Here is a 14,731-nt window from a genome sequence, read left to right on the forward strand (position 1 = left end):
GATGGCCATGTGCCAGGCCGTTGTTGTCGCACAGCAGCCCCGAGACGGGACAGTCTGCCGGTCTTCTTGTTACTTGTGATTCGGAGCGCGGCGCCCGTCGGATTGGTGCTGAGGGGAAAACTGCCCGAACGGGCCCGGCCAGCACTCCGGAAAGGTACGCCTCCGGGGCGCGGCGGCCGGATCGGCTACCGCCGGCAGTGATGCGATGCCGAGCAGCCCGGTCACCACCTCGGTGGTCAGCCCATGCCAGCTTCCCGCCCGCCGGAGCATGGCGTGACCGGCGCCGGGCATCAGTACGGTGGCCGCGGCGACACCCGCGGCCTGGGCTCTTGCGGCGAAGTCGGCCGAAGCTGCGGGGTCGGTCGTCCGGTCCCGGTCGCCGTGCAGCAGCACCACGCTGCGGCCGCGCAAGTGCGCCACCGGCTCACCGGGAGGGCACCAGGGTGCGAGCCCCACCACTGCCCGTACCAGCCGGTGGTCGGCCACCCGCAGTGCCGCCCGGCCACCCATGGAATGCCCGACGAGCACGGTCGGGATGTCGCCGAAGTGCGCGGCCAGTTGATCCAGCGCCTGCCGGGCGTCCTGGGCAGGGTCTTCGCGGGCGCCGTTCCAGCCGCGGCAGCGATAGCGGACGCGTCCCACGGCGGCCCCGCGGTCGCCGGCGGCGCGCCGGATCGCGCGGGCGAAGGGGCGCATCCGCAGGTCAGGCAGATTCCACCGTGGCGGCGCGTCCGTACCGCGCTCACGGCCGCCGTGCAGCAACAGCACGGCTGCCGTGGCGGCTTCCGGGGTGTGGGACAGCGCCAGCGGAGCCCGGGGCTCGTCCAGCCGTACCAGCATGCGCTTCCTGCTTCCTCTGCACCCGGCCGGCTGTTGGCAGAACTCGGGCCACTACGTCGTATTCGGAGCCGGGGACGGGCCGGATGGGTCGGTACCGGACACCGGCCGTACGGGACGGGGAAGCCGGGCAACACGCTCCGCGGGGGGTTGCATCCGATCTGGAGTGTTTTGTGGTCTGCTGTGCCTGCGCATTCCGTGCGCGGTGCATTCCCCGACCGGCGAGGGTTCTCACACCCTCGTGGAAGCCGCCCGGACACCTCGATGTCCCGCCCGCTGGGTCGATCACCCACCCAAGGTTGACCTCCGCCGCCCGCGGAGTGGCCGGCGCAGCTCCGCTTGTGCGCTGTCGCACGCGTGCCGAGTGCGGAGGCCGCAGTCGAGAGGATCTCCCCTTGTCCATCCCTGCGCAGAAACGTCCCGCGCCGCGGCCGCGTTCCCGGCGGAACCTGACCCGCGCGCTGCTCGCGCTCGGGGTCGGAGGGCTGGCCGCGGGCCTGGCTTCCTCGGCCCTCGCCCCGGTGCCGAGCGCCGCTTCCAGCCACCGCGAGGCCCCGCTGATCGCCGGGGACCCGCGGGCCGACAACACCGACGTCTACGCCTTCACCAGCCCGGACCGTGCCGACACCGTGACGCTGGTGGCCAACTGGATTCCGTTCCAGGAGCCGGACGGCGGGCCCAACTTCCACCCCTTCGCGGACGACGCCCGCTACCACGTCAAGATCGACAACACCGGAGACGGCGTCGCCGACCTCACCTATACCTGGAAGTTCCGCAACGAGATCAGGGACGCGGAGGGCCAGTTCCTCTACAACACCGGACCGGTGCGTTCGCTGCGGGATCCGAACCTCAACTTCCGCCAGGTCTACGACCTGACCGTCACCGACGCCCGCGGTGCCACCCGCACCCTGCTCCGCGGAGCAGCTGCGGCCCCCTCGCGTACGGGCCAGGCGTCCATGCCCGACTATGCCGCGCTGCGCGGTGCGGCGGTGCGGTCCGTGCCGGGCGGCGGCAAGGCCTTCGCGGGCCAGGCCGAGGACCCGTTCTTCGGCGACCTGCGGGTCTTCGACCTGCTCTACGGCGGCGACCTGAGCAAGCGCGGCAAGGACACCCTGTCCGGCTACAACGTCAGCTCCGTCGCCCTGCAGATCCCCAAGAGCCAGCTGGCGCTCAACGGCAACTCCAAGCGCAACCCCGTCATCGGCGTCTGGTCGACCACCGAGCGCCGCGGCGCGAATGTCACCGACAGCCGCACCGGGGATCACACCGGCTGGCGGCAGGTCTCGCGCCTCGGCAACCCGCTGGTCAACGAGGTCGTCGTGCCGCTGAAGTACAAGGACGCCTTCAACACCATCGCGCCGAGCCAGGACCGGACGGTCAAGCCGGTCGTCGACAAGGTCTACGACCCGATCCTGCCGAAGCTGGTCGAGAAGATCTACCAGGTGCCCGCGCCGAAGGCACCCCGCAACGACATCGCCGAGATCTTCCTGACCGGTGTCTGCAAGGCCTGCGGACCGATCAAGGCCGACCTCAACGCCCACCGGCTCAACAAGGACGCCCCGCGGCAGCGGATCGCGCCGGCCGAGGAGCTGCGCCTGAACATGGGCGTCCCGGTGTCGAAGACCCCCAACCGGCTCGGCGTCCTCGCCGGGGACCTCGGCGGCTTCCCCAACGGCCGCCGGCTCGGGGACGACGTCATCGACATCTCGCTGCAGGCCATGATGGGCGCCGCCCAGACCGGCAAGCTCGTGCCCGCTCTGGCGGAGGGCGACAAGGTGAACGGCAACGACGCCTCATTCGGCGCGTCCTTCCCCTACCTGGCCCTGCCCCACGGCGGCGCCACGGACAGCGGCTCCGGCTCGTAGTCCCTCCACGGCGCGCACCGCGCCCCGGCCCCGGCGGCACCAGGCACAACCGGCGGGGTGGGCACACCACATCCGTGCTGTGCCCACCCCGCAAGCCGCCGCCTTCGCCCACCACAAAGGCACCCCGTGACCCGCATCAATCCATCGAATCCCCCCGCCCGCAGACTCCGGCACCTACGCCGCACGGGCCTCGTCCTGGCCCTGGCCGCAGCACTGTTCACCGGAGGGGCCGTCGTCCTGCAACCGCGCGGAGACACCTCCCCGCCGTCCGCCGCGGCCGGCAGTGCCGAGCTGTCCGCACACCCCCGCGGTTCGCTGCGCGCCTTGAGCGAACGGACCCGCAGCCTGCCGCGCGACCCGTCCGCCTGGGCCGATCTGGGACTCGCCCGGGTGCAACAGGCCCGCACCACCGCGGACGCCGCCACCTACGCGCAAGCCGAGGCCGCGTTGCGCAAGTCGCTCGCCCTGGAGCCATCCGGCAACTACCGCGCCGAGACCGGCATGGGAGCACTGGCCGCCGCCCGGCACGACTTCGACACCGCGCTGACATGGGCGGACCGGGCGGTGGAGTCTGATCCTTACGGCGCCTCCGCTCACGGCGTGCGCGCCGACGCGCTGACCCAGCTGGGCCGCTACCAGGAGTCATTCGAAGCCATCCAGCGCATGACCGACCTGCGCCCGGACGCGGCCTCGCTCGCCAGGGCGTCGTACAGCTGGGAACTGCGTGGCGACATTCCCCAGGCACGTGCGCTCATGGCGCGGGCACTCGACGCTTCCGCCAACGACGCGGAAGAAGCCTTCGTCCGCACCCATCTGGCCACCCTCGCCCAGGAATCAGGAAACCCCCGGCGCGCCCTGAGCGAGGCTCAAGCGGGCCTGCGAGCAGCACGCGACCCGGCCCTCCTGGAGGCCCGGGGCCGCGCCCACGCCGCTCTCGGAAAGATGGACGCCGCGGTACGGGACTTCACCGCGGCGATCGCGATCGCCCCGCTGCCGCACTACCTCCTCGGCCTGGGTGAACTGCAGCAGTCCCGCGGCCGTACCCGCGCGGCGAAGACCCAGTACGCGCTGCTGCGTACGCAGGACCGCCTCCGCCGCGCAGCCCACGGGTCTCCCGATGTGGACAACGTCCTCTTCGAAGCCGACCACGGCTCCCCCCGGACGGCGGTCGCCATGGCCCGCGGCCTCCTCGCCGACCGCCCGTTCCTGGCCGTGCACGATGCCGCCGCGTGGGCCCTGCACCGAACCGGCCGGGACGACGAGGCGCTTCAGCACGCCGACCAGGCGCTCGCACTGGACACCCGCAGCGCCCTCTTCCGCTACCACCGCGCGATGATCCACCGCGCCCTCGGCGACCACGCCGCCGCCCGCGCGGACCTGGAACGCGCCCTGGCCATCGACCCGGCCTTCCACCCCTTGCACGCACCGACGGCCCGTACCGTCCTCGGCCGAATCGACTCCCGATGAAATCCATCCTGCCCCGCTCCCTGCCCCTGGCCGCAGGCCTCCTCGCGCTGGCCGCGATGCTGGCTGGCGCACCGGAGGCGGCCGCGCATCCGCTGGGCAACTTCACGGTCAGCCACTACACGGGCCTGACCTTGCACCCGGACCGCATCGACGCTGTGGCCATCACCGACCGCGCCGAGATCGCCGCGGCGCAGGAGCGGCCATCCGTGGATCGCGACCACGACGGCACTATCACCCCGGACGAGCGTGCCGCCCATGCCCGTAACGACTGCGCGCGACTCGCCGACGGCCTGCGGGTGCGGCACGACGCGAAGCGGGTCGCCTGGCGGACGACGGGTGCGCACTTCCGCTACGTCGCCGGGGAGGCCGGGCTGAGCACCAGCCGGCTGGAGTGCGCCTTCACCGGCGCGGCGGATCTGGCTCGGCCCACGGACATCCGGGTGCGCACCGGCTATGACTTCCGCCGGGCCGGCTGGCATGAACTGACGGTACGGGCCAGCGGACTCGACATCGCGGAGTCCGACGTCGCCGCCACCTCGCGTACGGACCAGCTGCGGCACTACCCCAAGGACCCCTCGGCCGACGTGCTGAATCAGCGCTCAGCCACGGTGCGCACCGAACCCGGACCGGGCACCGTGCCGGCTCCGGCGCCCGCCGCCCGGTCGGCGGCAGGCTGGTTCACCGCTGTGCCGGCCAGAGCCGCCGAGACCTTCGACTCGCTGGTCGGCCGGCGAGAACTGACCGTTCCGGTGGGCCTCCTGGCGCTGCTGCTCGCCATCGTGCTGGGCGCCTCGCACGCCGCGATGCCCGGCCACGGCAAGACCATCATGGCGGCCTACCTGGCGGGACGGCGCGGAACCCGGCGCGACGCCCTGACCGTCGGTGTCACCGTCACCGTCACCCATACCGCAGGTGTCCTGGTCCTCGGCCTCGCCCTGCCCGTCGCTACGAGCCTGGCCGGCGAGACCGTACTGACCTGGCTCGGCATGGCCAGCGGACTCCTGGTCACCACGATCGGCGGCTGGCTGCTACGGGCCGCCCTGCTCAAACGGCCGACACATGGCCACCACCACGGCCCACACCCACACCCACACCCACACGGGCGCGGTTCGCATCAGGACGCAGATGCACACTGGGCTTGATTCGCTTTGACGGACATCCGAGATCAGGGGTCACGGCCCCGGAAGGATGTCCACCATGGAGAGCATGGGGAAGAAGAAGCCGCGTCCCAGGCGCTCGTTCACGCCGGAGTTCAAGGCCGAGATCGTCGAGCTGTGCCGGCGAGGCGACCGCTCGGTCGGCCAGGTGGCCAAGGACTTCGATCTGACCGAGACCGCGGTGCGTTTGTGGGTCAGCCAGGCCAAGGTCGATGGCGGTGAGGAGCCGGGGCTGACCAGCGATGAACGGGTGGAGCTGGCCCGGTTGCGGCAGGAGAATCGTCGGTTGCGGCAGGACGTGGATGTCCTCAAGCGGGCGACGGCTTTCTTCGCGAACGAGACCCGGTGACGGTGCATCCGTTCATCGAGGCGGAGAAGCAGGCAGGTCACAGCGTCAAGCGGGCGTGTGAACTGCTGAAGGTCTCGCGTGCCGCCTTCTACGCCCGCCGCGCGGGCAGTCGTTGCCCGCGCCGGCAGCAGGACGACGAGCTGGCCGACCAGATCGCCGCGGTGCATGCCCATTCCCGCGGCGCCTACGGCTCCCCGCGCGTCCACGCCGCGCTGCGGCGAGAGGGCGTGCGGTGCGGCCGGCGTCGCGTGGCACGGCTGATGCGTCAGGCCGGGCTCTTGGGCCGGTGCCGCGGACGCCGTGTCCGCACCACGGTCCAGGACCCGCACGCGAGAAGGCGACCGGACCTGGTTCAGCGCGACTTCGCCACCGCGACTCGGCTCGATGCCCGCTGGTGCGGCGACATCACCTACATCCCCACCGATCAGGGCTGGCTCTACCTGGCCACCGTGATCGACATCGCCTCGCGGAAGGTCGTCGGCTGGGCAACGGCCGACCATTTGCGCACCTCGTTGGTCACCGACGCGCTGCTGGCGGCCTGCCGCGGCCGTCGCCCGGGGCGAGGGCTGATCTTTCATGCGGATCGCGGCTGCCAGTACACCAGTCGTGAATTCGCCGAGGTGGCAGAGGGTTTCGGGATCCGGCTGTCAACCGGGCGGACCGGGGTGTGCTGGGACAATGCCCTGGCCGAGTCGTTCTTCGCTACCCTCAAGCGCGAGCTGGGCGCCGGCGGCCCGCAGATCTGGCCCAGCCGCGCCGTCGCCCACTCAGCGATCTTCGACTTCATCGAGGGCTGGTACAACCCGCGCCGTCTGCACAGCAGCCTCGGCTACCGCAGCCCCGCCGAATACGAAGCCGCCCTCGCGGCCTGACCGACACAGCCACCGTGTCCGTCAAACCGGAGCAAGCCCACACTTCCCGCACCGGCATTCCCACCCGCACCCACATCCACACCCACATCCACATCCACATCCACATCCACAAGGCCATCCCTCCGCGAGTCCCGCCGCTGCTGTGGCCACCGACCGGTCAGCGGCGGTCGCGATCGTTGACCGGTCGGTGGCGATTCCTCGGCCCTCTTCCGAACCCGATCGCGCTGCTGCGCCGGGCACACCTGCAGCACCGGAGCGCCCGAAGCACGCAGCCCTGATCGGCCTGGGATTCGCCGGCGGCCTGGTGCCGAGCCCATCCGCGCTCGTAGTCCTCCTGGGCGCAGTGGCTCTGGGACGAACCGCCTTCGGCATCCTGCTGGTCTTCGGATATGGCCTGGGCATGGCCGCGACGCTCACCTTGGCGGGCCTCCTCCTGGTGCGCCTTCGCGGCCGGCTGGAAGAGCGCGTACACGCCACGGGGCAGTACGGACCCTTCTGGAGGAAGCTCTCCCGGCTCGGCCCCCTCGCCACGTCCGCGCTCGTTCTGGTGGTTGGCGTGGGGCTGACAGCCCGCGCCTTGCTCGGCCCTTGGTGAGGGAGGGCGGCTACTCGAACGACAAGGTATGGGAGGGTTTTTCGCCGAAACGTTCCTTATAGCAGACTGCGAATCTACCCATGTGGGTAAAACCCCACTGCTTTGCGATCTCGCTGACGCTGCACTCCGCGGATCGCGCCTTGGCCAGGTCGGCGCGCACACGATCGAGCCGGACGTGCCGCAGATAGTTCTGCGGCGTCATGCCGACGTACAGGCGAAATGATTCCTGAAGCCTTCGCGCACTGACGCGGGAAATGGCGGCGAGTTCGGCGGTGGTGAACGCGCGGGAAGGGTCGGCCTCGATTGCATCGAGGACACGTTTGACGGTGGCGGGACGCAGGGGCGGGGTCGGTGCTCGTAGCTCTGCGGCAAAACGGTGACCGACAGCCACCAGGAGCCCGGTGAGAAGTAGATCTTCGATGGACTGACCGATGGCCTGTTGCGGTATGAGGCTGTCCGGGTAGGTGAGTTCCTGCGCGAGACCGGCGGCCAGCCTGGACCAGCTTCCGCCGAACCCTTCGGTCGTGTCGAAGATGCGGGTCAGCTCCAGCGGCTGACTCAGCGATCTGCCCAGCAGAGATTCCAGGTGCCGCCGGAGCGCACCGGATTCCACCTGGCAGCACAACAGCAGGGTCGGTGCTGCCAGAGACTCAAGAGAGAACCCCTCGTCAGGGCCGAATGTCACTGCTCGGGAGATGTCGGCTGATTTCCCCGTTTCGCCGGTGCGTGCCCATATCACCGAACCGGATAGTGGCACCACGACGTGGTGCACTAAGTCTGCAGCGAACGCCATGCGAACCGGAAATGGGGATGCGATGTAACCCATGGTCAGACGGCCGAGCCGAACAATGTCAAAGCCAGCCGCGGCACCTGGCTCAGAACCGCTCATTTCAAAATGGGCGACCTTCAAGGCGTCCTCAGCAACGGCGGCGGCTTCGTGCGCCGTGGAGGTATGCACCGATAGGTGAGTGATGGAAGGCCGGGTCGTCCCGTTCATCACGCCTCGATGAGTTGATACGGCGGCGGGCGCCGCAGGTGGATTCCACGGCGCCCGCCCTTGCTTTTGGCGTGGTCGTCACATCTTGGGCATCAGGACCGAGTCGATGATGTAGACGTTGGCGTTGGCGGTCTTGACGTTGCCGCAGACCACGTTCGCGGAGTCGTTCACCTTGAAGGACTCGCCGGAGCCGGAGGTGGTCAGCTTGCTCTTCTCCAGGGTGGGGAAGGAGCCGTTCTCCAGCTGCTGCGGCGTCAGCTTCTGGCCCACCACGTGGTAGGTGAGGATCTTGGTGAGCGTCTTCTTGTCGCTCATGACCTTGTCCAGGTCCGCCTTCGGGATCTTCTTGAAGGCGTCGTTGGTCGGCGCGAACACGGTGATGTTCTGAGCGTTGTTGAGGGTGTCGACCAGCCCGGCCTTCTTCACGGCCGCGACGAGGGTGGACAGGGCCGGGTTGTTGGAGGCCGCGGTGGCGACGGGGTCCTTGGCCATGCCGTCGAAGCTGCCGGCGCCGCTCTTGGGCACGCCCGCGCAGGCCGGGCCGAACGGGCCGTCCTCGGCGGTGTCGGCCGGCGGGTCGCTCTTCTCGCTGGCTGCGGGCTTGCCCGCACCTGAGCCGGCGGCCTTGTCCTTGCCGCCGTCGTCGTCGCTGCCGCAGGCGGTCAAGGCAAGCGGCACAACGAGAGCGGCGGCTGCCGTCACGGCGATGCGGCTGATACGGGTGGTGGCCTTCATGAGGGCTCCTCGGTGCATTGTTGGGGGGGGTGGTGAAGGTTCAGGTGACGCTTGTGGTGATCGGTCGACAGAGCTGGTTTCAGGTCACGTTGACCACCACCGAGTGCCTGCCGGTGGCCCCGTCCGGTCGGGTCGGAGCGCGACGGGCGGTCTGCGTGGCGCCGGTGCGGTCGGTGGCGCGGACAGTCAAGGTGTGCGAGCCCGGGGTGGCGTCCCATTCCCAGACCCACTGGCGCCAGGTGTCGCGGCTGTCCTCCGCGGCGAGCCGGGCCTTCTGCCAGGGGCCGTCGTCGAGGCGGACCTCGACTTGGTCGATGCCGCGGTGCTGGGCCCAGGCCACGCCCGCGACGGCGATACGGCCGGGCTTGAGCTTGGCGAACGGCTTCGGGGTGTCGATGCGCGACTGGGTCTTGACCGGGGCGCGGGCGGACCAGTCGCGTTTGGTCCAGTAGGTGTCGTAGGCATCGAAGGTGGTCAGCTCAAGCTCGGTGAGCCACTTGCAGGCGGAGACATAGCCGTAAAGGCCGGGGACGAGCATGCGGACGGGGAAGCCGTGCACAAAGGTCAGCGGTTCGCCGTTCATGGCGACGGCCAGCATGGCGTCCCGGCCGTCCATCACGGTCTCGACCGGCGTGCCGATGGTCATCCCGTCCGTGGAACGCGCCACCAGCTGATCCGCCGGGCCGCCCCGCGAGGGCGGGCGGACCCCGGCGTCGCGCAGCAGCTCGGCCAGCGGCACCCCGAGCCAGCGGGCGTTGCCGATGTAGGGGCCGCCGACCTCGCTGGAGACGCAGTTGAGGGTGATGTCGCGTTCGATCAGGCCCCGGGCCAGCAACTGGTCGAAGTCGATCTCGATCGGGGTCTTCACCCCGTCTCCGTGCAGGCGCAGACTCCAGTCGCGGGCGTCCACCTGCGGTACCACCAAGGCGGTGTCGACCCGGTAGAAGTCCTTCGCCGCAGTGGTGAACCGGCTCAGTCCCTCGATCTTCAGGTCGGTGCCCTTGGGCACGGGTGCGGCCTTGGACACCGGCGCGGGCAGGCGCACCGCGGCGCGCGAGGCAGCCGCATCCCCGCTGGCGGTGTTCAACACCCGCCCGATCACTCCGGCCGCGGCTGAGCCGGCCGCCACGGCGGCGGCGCCGAGCAGAAAGCGGCGCCGGCCGACACCTGTCCGTTCGTCCTGCGACCCGTCCGTCGCGGTGCGCAGCGCACCGGTCAGGCCGTACAGCACACCTGCGCCGACCAGGGCGCCAGCGATCGACGGCACCGCATCCGTCGCCGATCCGTCCGGCCGGGACGTGGCGGCGAGCGCACCGATGACCCCGAAGGCGAGCACCCCGGCGGCGGCGCTGCGCCGCACCCGCAGGGCGGCGATGCCGAGCGCGATCGCGAACAGCGCCAGCACCAGCAGCACACCGAGTTGCAGGACGAGCTTGTCGTTCGAGCCGAACTGCCGGATCGCCCAGTCCTTCACCCCGGCCGGCGTGACGTCGATAACCGCTGAACCGACCGCGACGATCGGCGAGGATTCACGACGAACGGCGGCGGCGGTCAATTCCGCGACCCCCAGCGCGGCGCCGGCGGCGAGCAGCCCGTCAAGGGCCGCTGCGGCCGTGCGCAACAGGGCGTTCATCTTTGTCGTCACACCCTGCATTCGGAGCCCCGCCGAGAACGGATTGCTCCATTCACCCAATCGAGTCACGCCCGCCACTGGCGAAGCACGCGGCTACCACCGCTCACCGGCCGCAGTCTCCCCAACGCTCCGGCAGCGTTATCTCTGTTTGTACGTTTCTGGGGTGACCGTGGCTGTGGAGCTTCTCTGTGCATTCCGCGGCGGGTCCGCTGGTTCATGCCTCGTTGGTCAGGGCGGCGAAGACGACGATGTTGTCGGCGTAGTAGTGGTTGGCCTCGTCGAAGGCGCCGCCGCAGGTGATCAGGCGCAGTCCGGCGTGGTCGAGATTGCGGTAGACCTCGACGGTGGGGAAGTCGGACTTCGCGTAGCGCTCGGTGCGCTGTACCTCGAAGCGGGCAGTGCGGCCGTCGGCGCGTTCGACGGTGATGAGGTCGCCCGGGCGAAGGTCTCCGAGGCGGTAGAAGACCGACCTCGTGCCGTTCCAGGTCACGTGCCCGGCGATGACGGCAGGACCGAGTTCGCCCGGGGTGGGACCGGGGGTGTACCAGCCGGCTCGACGGTGGTCGGCGGGTGTCTGCATGGCGCCGTCGCCGTCGCGCCCGAGCCGCTCCAGGTCGGAGGCGACCCCCAGCGACGGGATCGACAGCCGTGCCGGGGCGGAGGCGGGAAGCGGTCGGGCGTTGGGCGGCTTGCGAGTCGGTGAGTCGCCATCGTCCGGGTGGTGGTGGCCGGCAGTCCCAGGCGGCGATGCGGCGGGGGCGGACGTTGCGTCCGTATGCGGGGGTCGCGGTGTCGGCGGGTCCCGCTGGAGCAGGCCGGCGACCAGCAGCGACGCGGCTGCGGCGGCCAGAGCCGTCGCAGCCGCGACCAGGACGCGGGCGCCCTTGCTCACGCGCACCGCGTCACCACTGTGTGCCGCGGCGGCGACGCGCGAGCAGCAGCAGTCCGGCCGCGCCGGCGAGCCCGATGCCGCCGGCCGCGATCAGCCCCGGCGCGGTGGCGTCAGGGTCCTGTCCGCCGCCGGTCTCCACAGCACCGACCGGCATAGAGCCGATCGCGGCGCCCTTGACCATGCCGCAGTTCGCGGGTGCGGTGGCCTCCTGCGGCAACTTGGGGTCGAGTTCGCTCTTGCCGGCCCCGGCGTCGTACTTGCCGTTGTTGTTGACGTCGATGCCATGCTGCACCAGGTGCAAGTCCTTTATGTGGTCGGCGACCTTCTGAGAGACGGTGATGGTGCGCTTGTAACTCAGGTTGCCGTCAGCGTCTGCTTTGGGCATCCGCTCGACGGCCAGGCCGCTGTCCTTGGAGGTGTCGCCCTTGGTGGTCAGCGAGATCATGATGTCGCCGTAGGAGGGCAGCCCTTCGGCGGTGGAGACGATGCCGTCGCCGTTCTTGTCCGCGTCTGCCGTGGGGCAGTGGAAGTTCATGCCCTTGGTGGAGCCATGGATGTGCTGGGCGTGCGGGGCGTTGGGGACCAGGCCTTTCACATCGACGTACACGGTCAGTTCGGTGCCTTTCAGGCTGAGGAACGCCGCTCCTTTCGCGCCCGAGTCGTTCTGCGGCAGCAGGTCGATCTGACGTGCGCTGTCGTCGTCCGCGGCCACCCCGGAGCCGACCGGGCCGCCCAGCACGAGTGCCGTCGGTAGCACCGCGAGCGCGGCCAGTCGTGCGGTTCGCCTGGATATCAGCATCGATTAGACTCCCTCTAGGTCTGCGGTGACCGCCGACGGCGGGTTCGGGTGCCCAGCCGTGCAGGAAGCGGCCTCTGCTGAGAGGTTCGGAGCCACCGAGCATCCGGATTGGTCCTCTCCGGGTCGCCCACAAGGTGGTGCCGATCTCGGCTTGGCGATGATTCAGCATGCGGCGCTGTCGTAGAGTCCCGGCAGAGTGCCCGCTTACCTGCAGCGGAATCAATCGAAGCCCTGCCACTTCACCGATCTCACCGCTGGATTCCCCGCTCGCTGGGCCGGGTCACAGGATCGGCTTCGCTGTGCTATCGCCGGGAGCCTCGCACCCGGGCCCCAGAAGCCGCTGCCCTCACGGCGTTAGCCGAACCAGGCGACCTGTAGCACCACGATCCGTTCGCCGCGAATATCGGTGAGGTACATCGGCAGCAACTGCCCGCGGCTCTCAGTCCGCAGACCAGGGTTGTTGCCGGTGAATGCGGCACCGTCGAGGAAGACCATCGACTCGCGTACGGCGATCTCCCGCGCCAAGTGCTCCGCCTCGGTCCGCGCCTGTGCCGGCGGATCGTCCAGGAGCGAGTCGGGGCCGGCCTCCCAGTGCCAGTCAGCCACCGGCAGCCTCGCGATGCGCGGCCCGCACGATCTCGCCCGCCTCCCGCACCGCGCGATCCCGCTCAGCCGGGCCCTCGCTGTCCATGGCGGCCCAGGCGGCGTGCAGCCGCGCCGCCACACCAGGATGGCGCTCGATCTCCACGACCACGCCCCACTGCCGGTAGAACATGCGAATCGGCACCACGCTGCCCTCATCCCCGGCCCGCACGAACGCCAGCTGCATACTCTCGAAGAACCCCGGCAACAAGGAAGGCGCCACCACCGCCACGGCCGCCCGCAGCTACGGCAGACTCAACTCCGGCATCGCGATCAAAGGCCCCCCGCTCTCGGGATACTGCACCACCATGTGCCACATCCCTCCGCCGTCAGCAGCCACGACACATGCAGCCTAGCCGCCCCACCCCCCGGCATCCGCCAAAACCCACCTCACCGGAGCGGGGCCAGTCCGGCAGCACGGCCAGTCTCGGGACGACATCAAGGCCCGGCATCGCCCTCCGGGAGACCGTGCCGGAGAGCACGTCCAGACACAGAGGTACTGAGAACGCAAACCTCCAGGTCAGATGCACTTTCGAAGGCAACCGGAGGCGGATCGCGCCGGGGCCGTGCCGGAGACGGGTTCCCTTACGTTTCGACAGATGGATAAAACCCCAGGTCAGAAGGGGTGCCAGAGGTGCCCGGAGCCGGACTTGAACCGGCACGGCCCGAAGGCCAGCGACTTTTAAGGTCGCCGTGTCTGCTTTCCACCATCCGGGCAGGCCTCCCCGGATCCGTACTCTCCGTACGGACCACCCCCTGGCGCGGTAACCAGAGTAGCCCTCATTCGCTACCGAACTGGGCATCTACGCACTGATGTTGGCTTGTTTTCGTGGCGGTCGTGACGGCATCAGGACACGCGTGCCATTCCGCTGCCGGTACGTTGCCGGTCCGCTGCCGGTCCCGCCGCCTCAGGGTCGGTGTCATACCGCAGGAGGAGACCCGGTCTTGGGCGTACCTCTATGGACCCTCCCGGGAACCGGAGCCTGGGCTGATCCGTTGGGCTGCGGCCGCCGGGAGCATGGAGGGAGCGCAATAAGAAGCAGAGAAAAGCAGTGCCGTCCCGACAGGAGTCCCGCCCGTGACCACCACGACGCCCGGCGTCCACACCGCCATCCGCACCGCGGCCGCCCGCGCCACGGATCTCACCAAGGTCTACGGGGAGGGCGAGACCAAGGTCGTCGCGCTCGACGCGGTGTCCGTTGAATTCCGCAAGGCCGAGTTCACCGCGATCATGGGTCCCTCCGGCTCCGGCAAGTCCACGCTGATGCACTGCATGGCGGGTCTGGACACGGTCAGCGGCGGCTCCGCCCGGATCGGCGAGACCGAGCTGACCGGCCTGAAGGACAAGAAGCTCACCCAGCTGCGCCGCGACAAGATCGGCTTCGTCTTCCAGGCCTTCAACCTGCTGCCGACGCTGAACGCGCTGGAGAACATCACGCTGCCCATGGACATCGCGGGCCGTAAGCCCAACAAGGGGTGGCTCGACCAGGTCGTCGAGACCGTGGGCCTCAGCGGCCGGCTGAAGCACCGCCCGGCGCAGCTCTCCGGCGGCCAGCAGCAGCGCGTGGCGGTGGCCCGCGCGCTGGCCTCCCAGCCCGAGATCATCTTCGCGGACGAGCCGACCGGCAACCTGGACTCCCGCTCCGGCGCCGAGGTGCTGGGCTTCCTGCGGAACTCGGTGCGCGAGCTCGGCCAGACCGTCGTGATGGTCACCCATGACCCGGTGGCGGCCGCGTACGCCGACCGCGTGGTCTTCCTCGCCGACGGCCGGATCGTGGACGAGCTGACCGACCCCACCGCCGACGAGGTCCTCGACCGCATGAAGCGGTTCGACTCCAAGGGCCGCGTGAGCTGACGCTCAGCCTGCCGATACGCCGCTACGACCTCATAC

Annotated in this window: 15 protein-coding genes and 1 tRNA gene; 7 read left to right on the forward strand and 9 right to left on the reverse strand. The window is 69.9% G+C overall.

Going from position 1 to position 14,731, the window contains the following annotated elements:
- Nucleotides 1-69 precede the first annotated feature (69 nt).
- Nucleotides 70-840, reverse strand: a complete 771-nt coding sequence (locus ACNNMR_RS17570) for an alpha/beta fold hydrolase (RefSeq protein ID WP_419995562.1) — start codon at nt 838-840, stop codon at nt 70-72.
- Nucleotides 841-1,238: 398 nt separating this feature from the next.
- On the opposite strand from ACNNMR_RS17570, the gene ACNNMR_RS17575 reads away from it, so the two are divergent.
- The 6 genes from ACNNMR_RS17575 (at nt 1,239) to ACNNMR_RS17600 (ending at nt 7,142) form a co-directional block, all read left to right on the forward strand.
- Nucleotides 1,239-2,702 (forward strand): DUF4331 domain-containing protein, encoded by a 1,464-nt coding sequence (locus ACNNMR_RS17575; RefSeq protein ID WP_420000395.1) that lies wholly within the window; start codon nt 1,239-1,241, stop codon nt 2,700-2,702.
- Nucleotides 2,703-3,026: 324 nt separating this feature from the next.
- Nucleotides 3,027-4,169, forward strand: a complete 1,143-nt coding sequence (locus tag ACNNMR_RS17580) for a tetratricopeptide repeat protein (protein WP_419995563.1) — start codon at nt 3,027-3,029, stop codon at nt 4,167-4,169.
- Nucleotides 4,166-5,311 carry a nickel transporter gene (locus tag ACNNMR_RS17585; RefSeq protein WP_419995564.1) on the forward strand — a complete coding sequence of 382 codons (1,146 nt, stop codon included), beginning with the start codon at nt 4,166-4,168 and terminating at the stop codon, nt 5,309-5,311. Before ACNNMR_RS17580 ends, ACNNMR_RS17585 begins: the two co-directional genes overlap by 4 nt.
- Before the next feature lie 64 nt (nt 5,312-5,375).
- Nucleotides 5,376-5,675, forward strand: coding sequence for a transposase (locus ACNNMR_RS17590; protein ID WP_419992670.1), 300 nt, complete (start codon nt 5,376-5,378; stop codon nt 5,673-5,675).
- Nucleotides 5,672-6,547: an IS3 family transposase gene (locus ACNNMR_RS17595; protein ID WP_419992669.1), complete on the forward strand. Its 876-nt coding sequence runs from the start codon at nt 5,672-5,674 to the stop codon at nt 6,545-6,547. Before ACNNMR_RS17590 ends, ACNNMR_RS17595 begins: the two co-directional genes overlap by 4 nt.
- Nucleotides 6,548-6,689: 142 nt before the next feature.
- Nucleotides 6,690-7,142, forward strand: a complete 453-nt coding sequence (locus tag ACNNMR_RS17600) for a sulfite exporter TauE/SafE family protein (protein WP_419995565.1) — start codon at nt 6,690-6,692, stop codon at nt 7,140-7,142.
- A gap of 10 nt (nt 7,143-7,152) precedes the next feature.
- On the opposite strand, the gene ACNNMR_RS17605 is transcribed toward ACNNMR_RS17600, so the two are convergent.
- The 8 genes from ACNNMR_RS17605 to ACNNMR_RS17640 form a co-directional block, all read right to left on the reverse strand.
- On the reverse strand, nt 7,153-8,139 hold the full coding sequence (locus ACNNMR_RS17605) for an AraC family transcriptional regulator (protein ID WP_419995566.1): 987 nt from the start codon (nt 8,137-8,139) through the stop codon (nt 7,153-7,155).
- 78 nt (nt 8,140-8,217) lie between these two features.
- Entirely contained in the window at nt 8,218-8,874 is a 657-nt protein-coding gene (locus ACNNMR_RS17610; RefSeq protein WP_419995567.1) for a fasciclin domain-containing protein, read from the reverse strand.
- A 79-nt stretch (nt 8,875-8,953) separates the two neighbouring features.
- Nucleotides 8,954-10,507: a molybdopterin-dependent oxidoreductase gene (locus tag ACNNMR_RS17615; RefSeq protein ID WP_419995568.1), complete on the reverse strand. Its 1,554-nt coding sequence runs from the start codon at nt 10,505-10,507 to the stop codon at nt 8,954-8,956.
- 214 nt (nt 10,508-10,721) lie between these two features.
- Complete coding sequence (locus ACNNMR_RS17620; protein WP_419995569.1) at nt 10,722-11,405, reverse strand: class F sortase; 684 nt, start codon at nt 11,403-11,405, stop codon at nt 10,722-10,724.
- 4 nt (nt 11,406-11,409) lie between these two features.
- Nucleotides 11,410-12,195 carry a hypothetical protein gene (locus ACNNMR_RS17625; RefSeq protein WP_420000396.1) on the reverse strand — a complete coding sequence of 262 codons (786 nt, stop codon included), beginning with the start codon at nt 12,193-12,195 and terminating at the stop codon, nt 11,410-11,412.
- Between the two features lie 357 nt (nt 12,196-12,552).
- Nucleotides 12,553-12,804: a hypothetical protein gene (locus tag ACNNMR_RS17630; protein WP_419995570.1), complete on the reverse strand. Its 252-nt coding sequence runs from the start codon at nt 12,802-12,804 to the stop codon at nt 12,553-12,555.
- Nucleotides 12,797-13,027 carry a hypothetical protein gene (locus ACNNMR_RS17635; protein WP_419995571.1) on the reverse strand — a complete coding sequence of 77 codons (231 nt, stop codon included), beginning with the start codon at nt 13,025-13,027 and terminating at the stop codon, nt 12,797-12,799. Before ACNNMR_RS17635 ends, ACNNMR_RS17630 begins: the two co-directional genes overlap by 8 nt.
- A 448-nt stretch (nt 13,028-13,475) precedes the next feature.
- Nucleotides 13,476-13,557, reverse strand: a tRNA-Leu gene (locus ACNNMR_RS17640).
- Between the two features lie 361 nt (nt 13,558-13,918).
- Between ACNNMR_RS17640 and ACNNMR_RS17645 the strand changes: the two genes are divergently transcribed.
- Nucleotides 13,919-14,695 (forward strand): ABC transporter ATP-binding protein, encoded by a 777-nt coding sequence (locus tag ACNNMR_RS17645; protein WP_419995572.1) that lies wholly within the window; start codon nt 13,919-13,921, stop codon nt 14,693-14,695.
- Nucleotides 14,696-14,731: the final 36 nt, after the last annotated feature.

The sequence above is a fragment of the Streptomyces boninensis genome (assembly GCF_048572725.1).
In the GTDB taxonomy this organism is placed as follows: Bacteria; Actinomycetota; Actinomycetes; order Streptomycetales; family Streptomycetaceae; genus Streptomyces; species Streptomyces boninensis.

What these genes read in the sequence shown, in the direction of transcription:
- ACNNMR_RS17570 (WP_419995562.1), bottom strand. Translation starts at nt 840, where the DNA reads ATGCTGGTACGGCTGGACGAGCCCCGGGCTCCGCTGGCGCTGTCCCAC.
- ACNNMR_RS17585 (WP_419995564.1), top strand. Translation starts at nt 4,166, where the DNA reads ATGAAATCCATCCTGCCCCGCTCCCTGCCCCTGGCCGCAGGCCTCCTC.
- ACNNMR_RS17590 (WP_419992670.1), top strand. Translation starts at nt 5,376, where the DNA reads ATGGGGAAGAAGAAGCCGCGTCCCAGGCGCTCGTTCACGCCGGAGTTC.
- ACNNMR_RS17605 (WP_419995566.1), bottom strand. Translation starts at nt 8,139, where the DNA reads ATGAACGGGACGACCCGGCCTTCCATCACTCACCTATCGGTGCATACC.
- ACNNMR_RS17610 (WP_419995567.1), bottom strand. Translation starts at nt 8,874, where the DNA reads ATGAAGGCCACCACCCGTATCAGCCGCATCGCCGTGACGGCAGCCGCC.
- ACNNMR_RS17615 (WP_419995568.1), bottom strand. Translation starts at nt 10,507, where the DNA reads ATGAACGCCCTGTTGCGCACGGCCGCAGCGGCCCTTGACGGGCTGCTC.
- ACNNMR_RS17635 (WP_419995571.1), bottom strand. Translation starts at nt 13,027, where the DNA reads ATGCAGCTGGCGTTCGTGCGGGCCGGGGATGAGGGCAGCGTGGTGCCG.